This is a genomic window from Butyricimonas sp. Marseille-P3923 (assembly GCF_900184685.1).
Taxonomy (GTDB): domain Bacteria; phylum Bacteroidota; class Bacteroidia; order Bacteroidales; family Marinifilaceae; genus Butyricimonas; species Butyricimonas muris.
The window spans coordinates 423,885-442,429 of the sequence record NZ_FXXL01000006.1; the positions used below are offsets into that span (position 1 = coordinate 423,885).

14 protein-coding genes are annotated in these 18,545 nt (G+C 45.5%); 3 read left to right on the forward strand and 11 right to left on the reverse strand.

All coding sequences use genetic code 11. The features are described 5' to 3' along the window. Positions 1–262: 262 nt before the first annotated feature. Complete coding sequence (gene gpmI / locus CS948_RS07635) at positions 263–1,783, reverse strand: 2,3-bisphosphoglycerate-independent phosphoglycerate mutase (protein ID WP_176554970.1); 1,521 nt, start codon at positions 1,781–1,783, stop codon at positions 263–265. Between the two features lie 206 nt (positions 1,784–1,989). Here gpmI and CS948_RS07640 point away from each other — a divergent pair, with 206 nt between their 5' ends. Together CS948_RS07640 and CS948_RS07645 are read left to right on the forward strand one after the other, a co-directional pair. Continuing rightward, positions 1,990–2,325 (forward strand): PadR family transcriptional regulator, encoded by a 336-nt coding sequence (locus CS948_RS07640; RefSeq protein ID WP_099291111.1) that lies wholly within the window; start codon positions 1,990–1,992, stop codon positions 2,323–2,325. A gap of 10 nt (positions 2,326–2,335) precedes the next feature. Next, on the forward strand, positions 2,336–3,802 hold the full coding sequence (locus tag CS948_RS07645; protein ID WP_099291112.1) for a PspC domain-containing protein: 1,467 nt from the start codon (positions 2,336–2,338) through the stop codon (positions 3,800–3,802). 44 nt (positions 3,803–3,846) lie between these two features. Here CS948_RS07645 and CS948_RS07650 read toward each other — a convergent pair whose 3' ends face one another. Genes CS948_RS07650 through CS948_RS07670 form a run of 5 tightly spaced genes read right to left on the reverse strand, consistent with a single transcriptional unit; the run spans position 3,847 to position 9,910 of the window. Next, positions 3,847–7,089 (reverse strand): S41 family peptidase, encoded by a 3,243-nt coding sequence (locus CS948_RS07650; protein ID WP_099291113.1) that lies wholly within the window; start codon positions 7,087–7,089, stop codon positions 3,847–3,849. Between the two features lie 23 nt (positions 7,090–7,112). Continuing rightward, positions 7,113–7,445 carry a hypothetical protein gene (locus CS948_RS07655; RefSeq protein WP_099291840.1) on the reverse strand — a complete coding sequence of 111 codons (333 nt, stop codon included), beginning with the start codon at positions 7,443–7,445 and terminating at the stop codon, positions 7,113–7,115. 4 nt (positions 7,446–7,449) lie between these two features. Then, complete coding sequence (locus CS948_RS07660; protein ID WP_176554971.1) at positions 7,450–8,394, reverse strand: DUF4296 domain-containing protein; 945 nt, start codon at positions 8,392–8,394, stop codon at positions 7,450–7,452. Between the two features lie 14 nt (positions 8,395–8,408). Beyond that, positions 8,409–9,173, reverse strand: a complete 765-nt coding sequence (locus CS948_RS07665) for an ABC transporter ATP-binding protein (RefSeq protein WP_099291115.1) — start codon at positions 9,171–9,173, stop codon at positions 8,409–8,411. Further along, positions 9,173–9,910 (reverse strand): ABC transporter permease, encoded by a 738-nt coding sequence (locus CS948_RS07670; RefSeq protein ID WP_099291841.1) that lies wholly within the window; start codon positions 9,908–9,910, stop codon positions 9,173–9,175. The genes CS948_RS07665 and CS948_RS07670 overlap by 1 nt, the downstream gene beginning before the upstream one ends. 136 nt (positions 9,911–10,046) lie before the next feature. Between CS948_RS07670 and CS948_RS07675 the strand changes: the two genes are divergently transcribed. Next, positions 10,047–11,123 carry a mannose-1-phosphate guanylyltransferase gene (locus tag CS948_RS07675; protein ID WP_099291116.1) on the forward strand — a complete coding sequence of 359 codons (1,077 nt, stop codon included), beginning with the start codon at positions 10,047–10,049 and terminating at the stop codon, positions 11,121–11,123. Between the two features lie 26 nt (positions 11,124–11,149). Here CS948_RS07675 and CS948_RS07680 read toward each other — a convergent pair whose 3' ends face one another. The 5 genes from CS948_RS07680 to mfd form a co-directional block, all read right to left on the reverse strand. Next, positions 11,150–12,397 carry a hemolysin family protein gene (locus tag CS948_RS07680; RefSeq protein WP_099291117.1) on the reverse strand — a complete coding sequence of 416 codons (1,248 nt, stop codon included), beginning with the start codon at positions 12,395–12,397 and terminating at the stop codon, positions 11,150–11,152. Then, positions 12,398–12,976, reverse strand: coding sequence for an LPS export ABC transporter periplasmic protein LptC (gene lptC, locus CS948_RS07685; protein ID WP_099291118.1), 579 nt, complete (start codon positions 12,974–12,976; stop codon positions 12,398–12,400). It lies immediately after the preceding gene. A 3-nt stretch (positions 12,977–12,979) separates the two neighbouring features. After that, positions 12,980–14,305: a lipopolysaccharide assembly protein LapB gene (locus CS948_RS07690; protein ID WP_255301905.1), complete on the reverse strand. Its 1,326-nt coding sequence runs from the start codon at positions 14,303–14,305 to the stop codon at positions 12,980–12,982. 95 nt (positions 14,306–14,400) lie between these two features. Then, positions 14,401–15,165 carry a type III pantothenate kinase gene (locus tag CS948_RS07695; RefSeq protein ID WP_099291120.1) on the reverse strand — a complete coding sequence of 255 codons (765 nt, stop codon included), beginning with the start codon at positions 15,163–15,165 and terminating at the stop codon, positions 14,401–14,403. A gap of 28 nt (positions 15,166–15,193) precedes the next feature. Next, positions 15,194–18,496, reverse strand: a complete 3,303-nt coding sequence (gene mfd / locus CS948_RS07700) for a transcription-repair coupling factor (protein WP_099291121.1) — start codon at positions 18,494–18,496, stop codon at positions 15,194–15,196. Between the last annotated feature and the right edge of the window lie 49 nt (positions 18,497–18,545).

An 18,545-nucleotide genomic window follows, 5' to 3' on the forward strand; every position in this document is an offset into this window, starting at 1 on the left:
ATCTCCTATTCAAAACCTATTTTAAAGGTATAAAAATAGTATTTTAATTGAAATTGAATAAAATTTAATAAGACGAAAATACATCGTATTATCTATTTCAAAAACAATAAAATAATGAAACACACCCGAAACTCTCCTCGAAAAAAGGAGAAAAAACACCCTATCGGTCAACGTACCGACTGAAAATAAACAAGGGAGGCAGTCAACACATACGCTAACTTACCTCCCCTTCCACTAGTTGCAAAAATGGAATTCGATATACTTAAACTAATAAGGATTTACCCGTCATTTCCTTAGGCTGGGGAAGTCCCATGATAGCCAGCACGGTGGGTGCAACATCTGCCAACACTCCATCCCGCAAATGGTCGCATTTCGAATCGGTCACCCAGATGCACGGCACGGGGTTCAGCGAGTGTGCCGTGTTGGGCGTCCCGTCCTCGTTCACGGCATTGTCGGCATTCCCGTGGTCGGCAATGATAAGCACGTCGTAGCCGTTGGCACGGGCGGCGGCGACTGTTTTTCCCACGCATTCATCCACCGTGGCAACAGCTTTTTGTATTGCCTCGTACACACCCGTGTGTCCCACCATGTCGCCGTTAGCGTAATTCAAACAAATGAAATCAACCTCTCCTTGGTTTAACACCTCCACGATCTTCTCCGTCACGGCAGGAGCGGACATCTCGGGTTGCAGGTCATAAGTCGCCACTTTTGGAGAAGGCACCAGAATACGGGATTCTCCCTCGAAAGGTTCCTCCCGCCCGCCATTGAGGAAGAAGGTCACGTGCGCGTATTTCTCCGTTTCGGCGATGCGCAATTGCTTCAACCCTTGGGCGGATATATATTCCCCGATCGTGTTCACCACGTTGTCTTTATCGAAAAGGATATGCAATCCCTTGAATTTAGCATCGTAAGGAGTCATCGTGCAATAATGCAACGGCAGGGTTTTCATACCGTATTCCGGCATATCTTCCTGAGTCAACACGATAGTCAACTCCTTTGCCCGGTCGTTGCGGAAGTTAAAGAAGATCACGGCATCCCCCTCTTGTATCGTGCCTAACGGTTTACCCGCCTCGTCAACGCACACGATCGGTTTCACGAACTCGTCGGTTACGCCCGCGTCATAGGATGCCTGCATGGCTGCCACGGGATCGGTTGCCGGGGTTCCCACGCCTTTCACGATCAAATCGTAAGCCTCTTTCACGCGTTCCCAACGTTTGTCCCTGTCCATGGCGTAATAGCGCCCGATGATAGAAGCGATTCGCCCGCCGGATTGTTTCGTGTGATTCTCCAATTCCTCGATAAAACCTTTCCCGCTCTTGGGATCGGTGTCGCGTCCGTCCATAAAACAATGAACGAAAGTCTTCTCCACCCCGAACTCTTTTGCCAAATCACAAAGGGCAAAAAGGTGATCTAAAGAGCTATGCACGCCCCCATTGGATACCAAACCCATGAAATGCATCTGCTTCCCGTGCTCGCGAGCGTAAGTGAACGCTTTCACGATCTCCGGATTTTGAGCTATCGAATGGTCACGGCAAGCCCGGTTGATTTTCACCAAGTCTTGATAGACAACCCGTCCCGCACCGATATTCAAATGCCCCACCTCGGAATTTCCCATTTGCCCGTCCGGCAAACCTACATTTTCTCCGCTCGTGTAAAGTAACGAACGAGGATTCCGGCTCGCCAATCCCGTGATATTCGGCGTGGGAGTACTCCCGATAGCGTCTGAATGGTCGTGCTTACCAATACCCCAACCATCCAATATCATCAATAATACTTTTTTCATATCTATTTTATTTATTCTTGTTTTCAACTTCTAAACGGAGAGCAAAGTTAAATGATAATATTCAGTTTATCGCCTTATTTTCAGGGAAAATCAACGAAAACGTTTGTCATGACAAAAAAAATAATCGATATTTTTATAGTACTATGTATTGCATAATACTATTTTTTATTTATATCTTTGCCATGCAAAACTAAACAAATCAAGATATGAATATCGAGAACACGCAGGCTCAAATGAGAAAAGGGATTCTGGAGTATTGTATCTTGCTGATAATCTCGCAAAGGGACGCTTACGTTCCGGACATCATCAGCAGGTTGAAATCCTCCCGGATGATCGTTGTCGAAGGCACGATCTATCCCTTGTTGACCCGTTTAAAAAACACGGGTTTGCTTTCATATCGCTGGGAAGAATCACAACAAGGTCCACCCCGCAAGTATTACAGCATCACGGAAAAAGGACGGGAATTTCTCAAAGAACTGGAAAACTCTTGGAATGAACTGACCTCCGCCGTGGACAGTATCAAGGAAAACCCTAACAACTAAATTTAAAATCATGAAAAAGACCTATACAATCAATCTAAGCGGAAAGATTTTCCACATTGATGATGATGCTCTGGATAAATTGCAAACATACATCAACACGCTCAAGACGCATTACTCCCGCGAAGAGGACGGCAACGAGATCATGGAAGATATCGAGAACCGCATCGGGGAATTGTTCGCGGAATACCTGAAAGGACAATACCGGGAAGTGGTTACCATCGACGACGTGGAACAAGTGATTGCCACCATGGGCGCCCCGAATGATATCATAGATGAAGACGAAGAACCACAAAAGCCCGCAACACCAAAGCAAACCAAAAAACTATACCGTGATCCGGACAATCGCGTGTTCGGGGGTGTTGCCGGGGGAATGGCAGCTTACTGGGGTATATCGCCCCTGCTGCTTCGGGTATGTTTTATCATCATGACGTTCTATTACGGGATATTCTTTATCGTGTACATTATCCTGTGGATTGCCGTGCCCAAGGCAAAAACATCCAAGCAAAAACTGGAAATGAAAGGAGAGGACATCAATGTTTCCAATATAGAGCGTTCTATCAAGGAAGAATATCAAGAAGTCAAACACGGCAAAGGTGCCAAATACGCTAACCGTGTCGGCGAAGGCTTCTCGGACGCGATGCTCATCGTGGGGAAGGTGCTCGCTATCATCATCGGGATAGGACTTTTTTGCGGGGGTATATTTTTCTTGTTTTGCCTGCTCTCCGCCTTGTTCTTACCTCATTGGTTCCCGTGGGGAGAAAGTTACATGGGAATAACTTACGCGCTCTCGCCCACCAGTCTTATACTGGGCAAAATCGGCATACTTTTCCTTTTTGGAATTCCTATAATCATGATCATTTTCACGGCGATCAAATTGTTGTTCTCCTTCAAGAGCAACAACAAGGCGATCGCCTTTTCTGCCCTAGGCTTATGGCTTGCCAGCCTGACATTGCTTATTATCGTCGCCATCAGCGAGGGGACGACATGGACTCCCCGCACGAATACTTACGAGGAAACTATCCAACCGGGCAAATGTGAAACGCTCACGATTCAAGTGGATAAACGACATATCGTACCTAAGGACTTCTACCGGAACAGAGGAGTGCTTCAACTGCACGAGGGTAATTTGTTCTCTCCCTACTTTGCCATCCGCCCCTCGCACGGCAACACGGCAAGTATTGTCATCCGGTACTCCACGCACGAGAACAACCCGCAAAAGGAAAACATTACTTTCGATTACAAGTACACCAACGACACGTTACGATTCGACAATTACGCCCAATTGAACAGTAAATGGAGAGCGCAGAACGTGGATATCACGGTTTATCTCCCCGAGGGTACAAAAATACGGTTCACCCCGGAAGCGGTGAATCATTTAAGCAAGCGTAGACACGCGGCTTACCCTTTATATTCTGAACTAAACGACCATAAATCATTATTCATCATGCAAGACGGAGAGATTAGACCTCTCCTGTAAAAAGAAGCGGCAGACCTTTATCCCTTTGGTCTGCCGCTCTATTTTTATTTCTTACTGTCAATATCTTTCAACAACTCTTCCACCGCTTTCTTCAACTGCTCGTCTTCACCCTTGATAATCTTTTCCGGTGAATTGGCAATCTTCACGTCCGGTTCCAATTGTTGGTTCTCGAGATAACTTCCGTCAGGGAGACGATAGCCCACGATAGGGATACCGAAATACAGCGTGGGGTCTTGCAGAAATTCCCATGACACGCTGGTCATCGTTCCGGGAACAGGCATTCCCACTACGCGTCCCAAGCCTTGATGCTTGTACACCCAAGGCGTGCCGTGCGCGTTCGAGTAATTCGCCTCGCAAGTCAGCATGATTGACGGTTTGTTCCAACGACGGCTCGGCATGTCACAAGCCTCCCGACCGCGAACCACTTGCGTGAAATATTTCTTACCGCTGAACAGGATTTCGATATCCTCGTGCAGGCGTCCGCCCCCGTTAAAGCGCGTATCTATGACAATACCTTCCCGGTCATTGTATTTACCGAGGATATCGGAATACACGGAACGGAAACTCGGGTCGTCCATGCTGGAAATATGCACGTACCCCAACCGTCCGCCGGAAAGGCGCTCCACGTCGGCAGCCCGCAGTTTCACCCAACGCCTATAAAGTAAAGCGTTGAGAGTGGATTTATTAATCGGGATAACAATCTCATCCCAACGGGTTTTCGTCACGGGGTCATAGACTGACACCAACGTACGCTTGCCCGACTTGTTATTCAGCAAAGGATAATAATCCTCGCCCGCTTTCACTTCCTCGCCGTCTATTTTCTCTATAATCATCCCGGCTTTCACCTTGGAACGGGCGTTGTCGAAAGGTCCTTTCTCTATCACCTCGTCAATCAGCAAGCCGTCTTTCCTGTAATCCGTGCTCAAGAACAATCCCAGTTCTGCCGTGGCATCACCCTCCAAACGGGCAAAATAACCGGAACCCGTGTGCGACACGTTCAACTCTCCCAACAATTCGCTCAACATTTCCGAGAAATCGTAGTTGTTATTAATATACGGTAAAAACTTCTCGTACTCCTTCGTCATTTTCGCCCAATCCACGCCGTGCATATCCTTCACGTAAAAACGCTTTGCCTCTTGAAGGCGTACCCGGTTGAACATATACGCCCGCTCTGCCGCCAAGTCCATTTTCATCTCGGCAACGTAAGAAACAGGCGTCCTCTTCTCGGAAGCCAGATTGATTTTTTGCATTCCCCGGCTACCCAACAAGAACAAGTCTTTGCCGTCCTTATCCGTTTCGAGGGAAGCCCAACCGCTGTTCAACTTGTGCATGACACGCGTACTTCTTGCCCGCAGGTCGCTCACCCACAAATCATATCCGCCCTCGAAAGACGACATATAATACAATTTGTCCCCCGCTTTGTTCAAAATAGCATCACCCAGAGAGGATGAATTCGGTGTCAACCGCATCACCCGGTCTTCAATGCCTTTCAGCTCCACGACAATATCTTTCTTCTCTTTTTTGTCTGCTTTGGCATCCTCCTTTTTATCCTCTTTCTTCTCTTTCGCCCCGGCTGCCGCCAACAACTTCTCCTCCTCTTTCATCAACTCGTAACTCTCTTTGTTCAAGCGGAATTTATCGTAAGCCTCCTGATTCATGAAGACAATCATCACATCCTGCAACGAACCCCATGAAGCGTGATTACGCATCCCGTAACGCTCGCTGGCAAAAAGGATGGCATTCCCGTCCAGCACCCATCGGGGATTACTGTCAAAATAACCGCTATTCGTCAAGTTAATCGTTTCGCCACTCCCGTCCGCTTTCACGATAGCGATATCACTATACGGGTCATGCCGGTTACCGATAATCTCCACGGCAAACCATTTGCCGTCGGGCGACCACGTGTAAGTGAAACCGTCACCCGTGCGGTACTGGTATTTATCGTCCGCAACTTGTCTGACCTTCTTGGTCTTCACGTCCATCACCATCAGTTTCGTACGGTCTTCGATAAACGCCAATTCTTTGCCGTCCGGGGAGAATTGCGGGGCAAAACGCTCTTTTGTAGAAGCGGGCAACAAGGCCTCTTCCTCTATCAACGTCGCGTTGGGGAAATTAGCTTCCCCGTCACGGGCTATCTTGGCAGTGTAGATATTCCAGACTCCATCCCGTTCGCTGGCATAAGCTATCGTCCGGTTGTCCGGGGCGAAACTCAACCATTTCTCCTGCTCCGGGGTATCCGTGACCTGCTTGGTGGTCGTGTAATCGGACGAAGTCACGAACACGTTGCCCCGGATAATCATCGCCACCTGTTTCCCGTCCGGGGATACCGCCGCGCTTGTCGCACCTGAGGTAAAGCGCAAAGAAGCAACATTATTCTTTCCCTCGTCACCGATAATATCGACTTTCACTTTCTTGGGATTTCCTTGAACATCCTTCACGTATATCTCGCCGTCGTACCCGAAACAAAGACGACCGTTGTCGGCAATACTCAGGAAACGAACCGGATGCGTTTTAAAAGATGTCACCGCTTTCACATCGGCAGGATTAGCCAGAGGGAAAGAATACACGTTGAAAGAACCACCCCTTTCGCTCAGGAAGTAGACGGTTTGCCGGTCGGGGGACAAGACGGGGGAACGGTCTTCACCCGCCCGTTCTATCAGCCGCATATGTTTACCGCTCTTTATATCATAACGATAAATATCCCGGGTAATCGAAGAGGTATGGTGTTTCCGCCATTCATTCTCTCCGCCTTTGCAATCGTGGTACAAGAACATATCACCGGATTTAGAGAAACAGACCGCTTCCGCCGGGGTTGCCAATACTTGACGGGGACGCCCCCCTTCAACCGGAATGGCATATAGCTCTGTCAACGAGCCACTGGGGAACAGGGCACTTTGTGCCGGGTCTTGAAGTTGCGCCCCGTAAACAATCTCTTTCCCGTCGGGGGTAAAAGTATAAGGTATCTCGCGCGAGGAATTAGTCGTAACCCGATGAGCCTCTCCACCGCGGGCAGGCATCACGAAAATATCGAAATTCCCGAAACGGTCGCTCGTGAAGGCTATCTGCTTCCCGTCAGGCGACCAAACGGGATGGGATTCATGTGCCGGATGAGTGGTCAACTGTCTAGCCTCCCCGCCATCCGAGGACACGACGTAAATATCCCCTTTGTAACTAAACACAATCTGCTTCCCGTCAGGCGAAATCTTCGGGTAACGCATCCAAAGCGGTCCCGCCTGTACAATGAAGCCTGCTAATAAAAAAGTAATGGTCAATACGAATTTATTCATCCTTCATCTATTTTGATTTAAACTTATCTTAATGGATTGATTCGGGTGTCTTTCAACCACGAGAAATGAGCGAAGTCCGCCCCTTGGATAATCGCCAAACCTTTGCCGCTCTCACGGGAATAACAATCCTTTATCTTTGCCAATATATCGTCGCCCTCCTGCCACTTGACTTCATCCCGGATAAAATCGGCTACAATCATTCCCCCGTAAAACTCAAGACACGGTATTTCTTTTATTTCTCCCCCGGTGTCCACGACATCCGTGACCTGCCCCTCTTCCAACACCACGTACCCGTTACGCGTTAATTCAAAACCGGGTAACAATATATAATTAGCTGCTATCTTTCTGAGATTCATCTTTTCATCTTCTTGCATTCGGTCTTTCCCGTTTGGGCAAATTGGCTTTGGAAGCCGCCTTCATCATCTCTTCTCTCTGCTTGTATTCCTCTTCCAATTGTTTCTTTTTGTTGTCCCCCACGTACACCCGGTTCAAGCGGGTTTTCGTCACCCAACCGTCAATTTCCTTGGTTTTTACTTTCGCGTTTTTAACATCCTTGGTATCTACAATCTTCACAACCAATTTATTGTACATGGAATCCTTCACGTAGTGTTCCCATTTATATTCCCGACTCCGGATAGTATCATACGTGGAAACAGGGACATCCATCACTTTCAGCGTATCGTTACCGGCAGAAAGAAAATAAGATTCTATCTTGGCACTTCTGCCCTGCACGCGCTTATTCCATTTTAATGTCGTGAAGAAATGATACATGCCGGGGACAATACTATCCACCTCAATCAATATGAATTGATTCCGTTTATCGAAATGCACCGTGTCCGCTTCCACTACCCGCTCCCCGTAAACGATTGAATCTTTCTTGGGCGCCCCGACACGGGTGGAGTCCAGTCGTAGAGTATCGGCAACAATCATCGTGTAGCCCGGGAATAAATTCACCGTGTCATTTTTGGTGAACTGGCTCAACAAGCGCATCTTCTGAGTCTGCCGCCGACTAAGTGTGTCTATGACTGCATCGTATATCCTGTTGAATTCCGTGGAATTTCTCGTGTAATAATTCAGACAGGAATCGAAATCCGCACGGGTAATCCCGTATTTCTTGAACAAATCGTTATAGTACAAATAATTATCTTTCTCATTACGACGTTCGAATTTGGCAACTTCCAGCGCCCCGTCTGCCATGTGCATATCTATCAACAGAGCCGTAAACTGATTTTTATTTAACGCTACCTCTTTCGAACAGGCGATTACAGAAACGGCAATCATGAATACCCATACAATATGCTTCATATCTCTCTTTATTTTTAGCATTTTCGTCTTAATTTTTCCCGTACCATTTTGTTTAGTTTCGAAGAGAAGAGAAATTCGTTCAGCGCCTTGTTATCAGAGTACATAATGTTCTCGTTTGTACCTTCCCATTCCTTATGTCCCTCGTGGATAAACAAGACTTTCTCCCCGATCTCGAATACCGAGTTCATATCATGTGTGTTGATTACAGTTGTCATATTATACTCGTGCGTGATTTCCGATAACAGGTTATCAATCACTATCGATGTCAATGGGTCTAACCCGGAATTAGGCTCGTCACAGAACAAGTACTTCGGCTGCAACACGATAGCTCTAGCTATGGCAACCCGTTTCTTCATACCACCGCTAATCTCTGCCGGGTACAAATTTTCCACGTTCTCCAAATTCACGCGCTTCAAACAAAATATAGCACGCTCGATTTTTTCCTTTTCCGACATCGCAGAGAACAGATTCAGCGGGAACTTCACGTTTTCCAACACGGTTAGCGAGTCAAACAATGCCCCTCCTTGAAACACAACTCCCAACTCTTTCCGGATTTCTTTCAACTGTTTGGAATTCATCACCGTGATATCCCGATTGTCATACAGAATCCTCCCGGCATCAATAGTATGCAGCCCAATCAGAGATTTCAACAAGACCGTCTTCCCCGAACCGCTCTTCCCGATGATCATATTCACCTTACCCGGCTCGAACACGGCACTGATATCCGACAATACCTCTTTTTTATCAAATGATTTACATACTCCTTCCGCCTGTATCATTACAACAATATTTTGGTTAATATCACGTTCACAAGCAAGATGGCGATACTACTATCTACTACCGCTTTCGTGCTTGCCTTACCGACTTCCAAGGCTCCGCCTTGCACGCTATACCCGTAAAATGCCGGTATAGAAGTAAATATCACGGCGAAGAACAACGTTTTAATAATGGAATAAGTCACGTAATAAGGATTAAACGAGAAATGCAGCCCGTGGATATAGTCATCGTAATTGACAACCCCGGTAGCGATACCCGAAGCGATACCCCCGATAATCCCGATAAAAACACTGAATATATAAAGTATCGGATTCACCACCAATGCCGCCGCGATTTTAGGTCCCACGAGATAAGACACGGTATTCACTCCCATCACTTCCAGTGCCTCTATCTGTTCCGTGATCTTCATACTCCCGATCTCGGAAGCGATATTACTCCCGATCTTTCCCGCTAGTATCAAACTCACGATCGTGGAGGAAAACTCCAGTAACAAAGTTTCCCGCGTCAAGTATCCAATCAAGTAACGGGGAAGCAAAGGACTGGACATATTGTAGGCCGTCTGCAATGTCAACACGACCCCGATAAAAAAAGAAATAATAGCGACCAACACGATTGAATTCAGTCCCAGTTTTTCCAACTCGTTGACTAATTCCTTCAGGTACACCCTCTTCTTTTCGGGCTTGGTAAAAATTCGCCCCATAAATAATATGTACTCCCCTATCCTATTTAAAGCTTTCATCGGCATTAACTCCTTATATAAGACCCTCCTGAACCTCCTTCTTCAAATTTTATCGTAAAAATAGAAATTATTCACGGATTTATTACTAATTTCGACAACAATAAGATGAAATTTAATTTTAAACTTATAACTAGAAATGAACAAGAACTCGTATTGCGTTATTATGGCCGGAGGATTGGGAAAACGCTTTTGGCCCGTGAGTACCAAGGCTTGCCCGAAACAATTTTGTGACATTCTGAACGTTGGGAAAAGCTTCCTTCGCCAAACATTCGAACGAGCAAACCAGATCTTTGATACCCAAAACATCTTCATCGTAACGGGTGTAGCCTATGAAGACCTGACCAAAGAACAGATCCCGGAGATTCCAACCGAAAATATCCTCAAAGAACCGTTTGGTAAAAATACTGCCCCGTGTATCGCTTACGCTGCCTACCGGATAGCCCGTATTAACCCGAACGCCAATATGGTTGTTGTCCCTTCCGACCATTTTATCAGTAATGACCTCGTGTATATTGATAATATCCAGAAAGGACTCTCCTTTATCGAGCAATTCGGGGGCTTACTTACAATCGGTATCAAACCCACCAGACCGGAAACCGGATACGGTTACATTCAGATCAAGAAAAACAAATTCTCCGAATTCATTTCCAAAGTAAAGACCTTCACCGAGAAACCGGATATCGAACTTGCAAAAGTCTTTTTGGAATCCGGGGACTTCCTGTGGAATGCCGGAATATTCGTGTGGAAAGTAAAAGATATTATCGGGGAATTTAAAACTTACTTGGAAGACATTTACCTGCTGTTCGAGCAAGAATACAAGAACGCAGAGAATCCGGATTCACAAGAGAACATATCACATATTTACAGCCAGTGCCGGAATATTTCCATCGACTTCGGCATCATGGAAAAATCTTCGAAAGTATATGTTATGAAAGGGGAATTCGGTTGGTCTGACGTGGGAACATGGCATTCGTTCCACGAAATCAGCCCGAAAGACGAAAACGATAACGTATCCAATAGTGAACACGTGCTATTCACGGATTCCAAAGGGTGTATCGTTAATGTCCCCCGCGACAAGAAAGTGATTATCGAAGGCATCGAGAATATTATCATTGCCGAAAACAAAGACGTACTCATGATTTGTCATCGGGAGCATGAAGACAATATCCGGCATTTTGATGATATGCTGAAACATACAAAAAAGGAGCTTTAGAAAAGCTCCTTTTTTATATCTGTACTTTATACGGTTACTTTCACTTCTTCAATCCGCGCACTCTTTACGCTCAATATCTCGTACACGGCATTTTCAATCTCTATTTGTTCTCCTTCTTCAGGAATATCCTCGTTATAATACAGGATCAATCCGGCTAACGTTTCGTATTCCTCGTCTTCCGGCAGTTCCAAATCATACTTTTCATTCAAGTAATCCACTTCCAAACGACCGGAAAAGATAAATTCATTCGGACTTAATTGCTCTTCTTTCAAATTCAAACGATCGTGTTCATCCTCTATCTCCCCGAAAATTTCTTCCATGATATCCTCTATCGTCACCATTCCGGCTGTAATCCCAAATTCATCCACGACCACGGCTACACTTTTCTGCTCCTTCGTGAAAAGATTCAACAATCTCAATGCCGACATGGTTTCGGGCACGATCAGGATCTTACTCACCGCTTTCTTCACGGTCTCCGGGTGATGAAACAGTGCCGAGGAATGCACGTAACCAATCACGTTATCAATAGAATCCCGATAAATCAATATCCGGGAAAGCCCTGTTTCCACGAATCGGTTCCGCAACTCGTCCAGACTGCAGTCTATGGGCAGAGCCACGATATCCGGACGCGGCACGATACATTCCCGTAACTTGATTTCCGAGAAATCCAAGGCGTTACGGAACAACTTGATATCATGTTCATCCTCGTTCTCCACGCCGGCAGTTTCCCCCTCCTCTATCAGGTTATTCAAGTCTATCTTGCCGAAAGCACGATTCTCCTCTTTCGCCAATTTACGCCCCGTGAATATCCGCAACAACAGTCCCCCGAACCATACCGAGAAATAAGAAATCGGGAAAAACAGGATATAAAAGATAAATACAGGTATTGCAAAAATACGAAGAAACAAATTCGGACGCAACCGGAACACCGCTTTAGGCAAAAACTCGCCCGATACCAACATAATTAAAGTAGAGATTAAGGTTACCAGTATCAATCTCAATCCCAATGAAATACCATAACTTTCCAAACGAGGATCAAGGTAATCGGACATAAAAATACCATACACGACCATTACCACGTTATTACCCACCAGTATCGTGGTAATATACATTCCTGAATTGGATATAAAAAGGTCTATCACCTTCTGCGTGATACCCTTATTCGATTTATCAATCTCTATAAGCAACTTATTGGATGCCATGAATGCAATCTCCATTCCAGAGAAGAAAGCAGACAACACCAGACAAATTAATATAGCTACTAATACTGACATTTAAGGCTGTTGTTTTTCTACAATTACCCCGGTCACTTTATTAAAGACCGGATTCCGTAACGATTGGTCGGACTTGAATCCGTTGTTTCCCTCGATAATATTCTCGTCCGCCGTTAAGCGGGAATAGCGATCGGAGTAAACGATCTCCTTCTTCATATCCCAATAAAGAAGCTCCGTTTCCAACTTCTCACCCTTATCATTAATCACGACAACATCATCACGCAATTCCCACAGCATCTCCTCTTCCAATTTCTTCGCGTATTTCGAAGTGATGGAACCGATCATCGTTCCGTCTTTCTCGTACAACTCGGCATGAATCCCTTTCGGGAATTCATCATATTTCTTGTTTTCCTCGTTATACTTGTTATAAAGCGGTGTCGTTACCCGATATTTCAGTCGTGCGGAATCGGAATAAAACAATTCCATGTTTTCCCCTGACATTTCGGGTAATCCCGCCCGTGTATTGATAGCGTTGACCTCCTTGATGTCCGTTTTGCACGAGAAAAGCATTACCGCCCCAAAAGCAAGGGCGGTAATGCTTCTTATCATTATTCCTAAAGCACGATATCGAAATATCATATATTATTCTTTAAATCTAGCTGTCGTTGTTTCATTAATCCAACCACCGACTTTAACAGTTGCACCTGACGTGATAGAACGGAAGAATGCATCTTCTTTCGACGGGAAGTAAACAGAATACTTGGAAATAAACTCATTCGCCTTTTCTGCAACTGAAGGATCAACTTGTTTTGCCTTAGTAAATTTATCTACGGCAGCCCAGAATACAGTACGTTTCTCAAATTCATCTCCCTCGTAACTGTTGCTGGCAGAAGCATAAGCCAAACCGATAGTCAGATAAGCCTGTCCCAAGTTCGGATTACTCTTCAAAGCTGCCAAAGCATATTTCTTTGCTTGCTGGTAATCTCTTTTGGTAGATAGATGCACCTGAGCCAGATTCAAATTATAATCGGCACGATCCGTTTCGTTATCTGTTTTGTCAATTGCTTCTTTCAAGTATTGTTCGAATTTGGGAATATCATTCTTACGATAAAACATAATAGCCAAACCGTAAGCAGCTTCAGCACTCGGCTCCTTGTGATAAATACTTTCCGCGATAGTAGCGTACAACGGTAAATCCGTACAATCTTGCTTTTTCAGCAATTTGTAAATATCTTTCAATACACTCAGACTATCTTTGTTTGCCTCGTACTTTTTAACCAACAAGTCGTTTAAAGTCATGCAGTCTGCCAATCCGGAATCAATAAACATGGCTTCCAGATTTGCCTTACATACCAGATAATCATCACAGCCTTTTTCTCCCGAACTGGCTTGCTTATCCACGAAATCGGCAAAATCAATATACAAGTTGATAAAATCATCCTTTGTCAGTTGATTTTCCTTGGCTAATGCACACGCTACTTGAAATGTCATGTGAACTTGCATAGGAGGAACATCCTTTTCCAACTCGTATGACTTCATCATATTATGGAAAGCATCTTTAATCATGTTTATGTCGCCATTAGCATACTTGAATTGGGCCATACCTTTTTTCCCCAATACAATTCCTTCCTTATTGTTGGGATTATTCTTCATGTATTGGTTACGGCGATCAAAAACCATCATCAAAGTATCCACGTATTCCTTCTTCTTGGTCTTTCTAATCATATACTCCATGATCACCTCACCGCGTACGTAAGTATTCAACTGAAATGCCGGAGCATTCAAAAACACGTATCTCCAAGGGGCTAAAGCCTCCTCGTAATTTTTCTGTTTAAAATATTCAGTGTAAAGAGAGGCATTCAAAATGGTATTCGCGCTATCCAGCCCAAATTTAGACTCCAACGTTTGCGCCTTCGTCCCGATAGTGAATAAGCACATTCCTAATGCCAGTACAGCAATTTTTTTCATGGTCATCCCTTTATTTTAAGTTATAGTTCGAATTAGTATTTTTCATCACAGCATGTGTTCCAACTTGAACACGTTTGCAAAATTACCACTATTTTTCAAATACGGAAATCTATCCTTAATTTTTCACTGCCTATTAACCGTTTTTGATATTCTAAAACTCTGTTTAAACCTAAGTTTACCAGTTTATCCTCAAAAAAGACGGATCTATTCAGTGTTTTTTTCAAATATTCACTTCCTCCCCCAGTAATAATCACCACAGCATCGGGATTATCACGGTAAATCTCATCTATATAACCTCTTATTTCAAAAAGTGTACCATTCATCACGCCGTTCAAGATGGCATCATGTGTATTTTTCCCTATATAGCCGTGATTCACATCACATTTCACCAACGGCAGACTCACCGTGAACTCGTTCAAGGCACGGAAACGAATCCCCAACCCCGGGGAAATATTCCCACCTCGAAATTCCCCATCTGCGCTCACGAAATCATACGTGATAGCCGTTCCCGAATCGATAATCAATAATTCCTTTCCCGGAAACAACACGACACCTCCCACGCACCCGGCTATCCGGTCCACTCCTAAAGTCTTCGGCGTATCGTATCCCAATCTGATCGGCAAATCCATTTCCGGCGACATCTCGCAGAAAAAAGTAGAAACGCTCTTCAAATGCTCCCGTACTTCTTCGGATATTGATCCCGTGCTCGACAAGATCATATTCACTTCCTGCCCCCGGTGCAAATAAGCGGACGCCAATTCGTATGCTTCCGGCACGCCCATGCCGCAAACAACCCAATCCCCGTCATCATAAACGGCGTATTTGGTACGCGTATTTCCTATATCAACGATCAGATTCACTAATTTTCCATTTTATAGTTTATCACTTTCAACTTTCATAAACGTACTCCCAAACCTCCCGGATAATCGCCGACACTTTATTAATATCCTTTATATCCGTGAAAATCAGACTCAATTTATCATTCTTTTCACTCATCTTGCAAGAAATAACCTGTTTCTGCACGAATTTAAGCAATTCACTGAAAACCGGCGAAGCATAGAACGGAGAATCTTGATCACTGATAAAATAAACGACCATTTTATTATTCTTCACCATCAGACGCTCTATACCCAAATCGACACATTTCTGACGAATCCGCACAACCTCGACTAACCCGCTAACCTTTGAAGGTATTTCCCCGAACCGATCCCGCATCTCGATCTCGAAACGCTGTAAGGCACTCTCGTCCGTGATATTATCCAACTCCCGGTATAAACGAATCCTCTCGCTCACGTTTTCCACGTAAGTATCCGGTATCAACAATGCGAAATCCGTGTCAATCACGCAATCCGTCGTGAAAGCCGTCGGCTCGTCAGCCTGCTCTTTCTGCAATTCCGGAAATTCCTCATCCCGCAACTCCAACAATGCCTCGTTCAGAATACGCTGGTACGCCTCGTAACCGATTTCCGCTATAAAACCCGATTGTTCGCCACCCAATATATTTCCCGCCCCGCGGATATCCAAATCCTGCATGGCAATATTGAAGCCGCTTCCCAACCCGCTATAATCCTCGATAGCTTTCAACCGCCTTCGGGCGTCCGCGTTCACCAACTCCAAAGGCGGGGCCAACAAGTAGCAAAAGGCCTTCCGGTTAGAACGCCCTACCCGTCCGCGTAATTGATGCAAGTCACTCAACCCATAGTTTTGTGCCTGATTAATAATAATCGTATTTGCATTCGGGATATCTAATCCCGACTCTATAATAGTCGTCGCTATCAGCACATCGTAATCCCCCCGGATAAAATCGTGCATCACGGTTTCCAACTCCTCACCACTCATCTGCCCGTGCCCCACGCAACTTTTAATACCCGGGATCAAACGATGAATCATATATTGTATATCCCGAATATTATCCACCCGGTTATGAATAAAAAAGACCTGTCCGCCACGGCTCACCTCGTACGTTATAGCATCTTTGATAATCTTCTCGTCAAACCGGTGCAATTCCGTCACGATCGGATAGCGGTTAGGCGGCGGAGTCCGTATAATCGACATATCCCGGGCACCCATCAACGAGAATTGCAACGTACGCGGGATTGGCGTTGCCGTCATGGTAATCGTATCCACGTTCAATTTCAAACGCTTCAACTTCTCTTTCACCGCTACCCCGAACTTCTGTTCCTCGTCCACGACCAACAGTCCAAGGTCTTTAAACTTCACGTCCAGACTTGTAAGACGATGAGTTCCTATAATAATATCCACTTTCCCCGCTTCCAGATCTTTCAAAATCCGTTTGATATCCGCACTCTTCTTCATCCGGCTGATATACTCCACCCGACAAGGCATTCCCTCCAAACGCTTTTTAAAAGTATTGTAATGTTGATAAGCCAACACGGTCGTCGGCACAAGTACCGCCACCTGTTTGCTGTCTGCGACCGCCTTAAATGCCGCCCGGATAGCAACTTCCGTCTTCCCGAAGCCGACATCCCCGCACACCAGACGATCCATAACGTGAGGTTTCTCCATATCCTCCTTCACTGCCTGAATCGCCTTCATCTGGTCGGGAGTCTCCTCGTACATGAAAGAAGCCTCCAGTTCATCCTGCAAAAAACTGTCTTTTGAAAAAGCATAAGCCTCCTCTCTACGACGTTTAGCGTACAAAGCGATCAATTCCCGGGCAATATCCTTCACCCTTGATTTCGTACGCTGTTTCAGCTTATTCCATGCCTCGCCGCCTAATTTACTCACGGCAGGCGGCTCGCCGTCCTTCCCCTTGTATTTGGAAATCTTATGCAAGGAGTGCAGGCTCACGTACAACTCGGCGTTATTCTTGTATACCAAGCGTATTGCCTCCTGCTCCCTACCGTCATTATTTATTTTTGTCAATCCCCCGAACCGTCCGATTCCATGATCTATATGAACCACGTAATCACCGGGATGCAGGTTTTGCAATTCACTGATCGTGATCGCTTCCCGTCCCTTGCGTATCTGGGTGGTCTTCAAACGATATTTCTGGTAACGATCGAAAATCTGGTGTTCCGTGTACACGCATATCTTGACATCGGCATCACTAAATCCCTCGTGTACCGTACCGTCCACCGGGACAAAATTAACCGCATACCCTTTATCCGAGAATATATCCCTCAATCGCTGCAACTGCATGTCATTCGTTGAACAAAGATAAATGGAATAACCATTCTGTTGCTTATCCGACAAATGTTCCGCCAGCAAATCAAACTGCTTGTTCACCGCGGGTTGCACCTCTGCCTCCAGACGAAGTACATCTCCCCGGAAATAGAGTTCCGGCCCCCATTCGATCACGCTGTTGCTTTCGATCGAGTGAAACAAATCTCCGGCATCAATCAACACATCCCCGGCATCTTCCTCTCTCAACGTGTTAATCCGATCATGAACCAACAACGAATTTTTCATCCACCACGTGGTATCCTTCCCCAAAAATTCCATCAAACCCACGCTCTCGTCCTTCCCCGTCGCCTCGCTCAAATCGGGAACAATCACCACCCGTTCGATCAATTGCTCCGACAACTGCGTTTCCACGTCAAAATAACGAATACTTTCAACCTCGTCCCCGAAAAAATCTATTCGCACGGGGCGTTCCTCCGCGAACGAGTAGACATCCACGATACTTCCCCGGATTGAAAACTGCCCGGGTTCATACACGAAATCACTCCGCTCAAACCCGTACTCGGAAAGCAAAGATTCAAGAAAAGAAATAGATAATTTCTCCCCCTTGGCAACCGGCATCGACATATCCGCAAGCACGGTCTTACTGACCACTTTTTCAGCCAACGCCTCCGTGTAAGTCACCACCATGCTCACCTGCTTTGCCGTTAAAGCATTCAATACTTCCGTGCGAACCAGAATAGAATCATTATCCTTATCCTCGAAATTACCGACCCGACGATAGGAAGAAGGCAAGAAACGCACGTTCTCCTCGTCAAAGAAAGTCAACAGGTCATTATAAAAATAGGCTGCCTCCTCCTTATCGTTCATCACGAACAATTGAAGACTCTTCATCTCCTGCTCGACACTAGCGGCAACAAACGAAACAATCGACCCGATCCCGTTTTCCAGTTTTATCTTTATTCCCGGGCGTTCGCTCAAACGTCGGGTAATCTTCCGGACAACAGGATGTGCCTGAAAAAGTTTCAATAACTCCTTTGCTTCCAAATTTTTTCCTCTTTATCAAAAAAACGGCATACCTTTCAGCACACCGTCT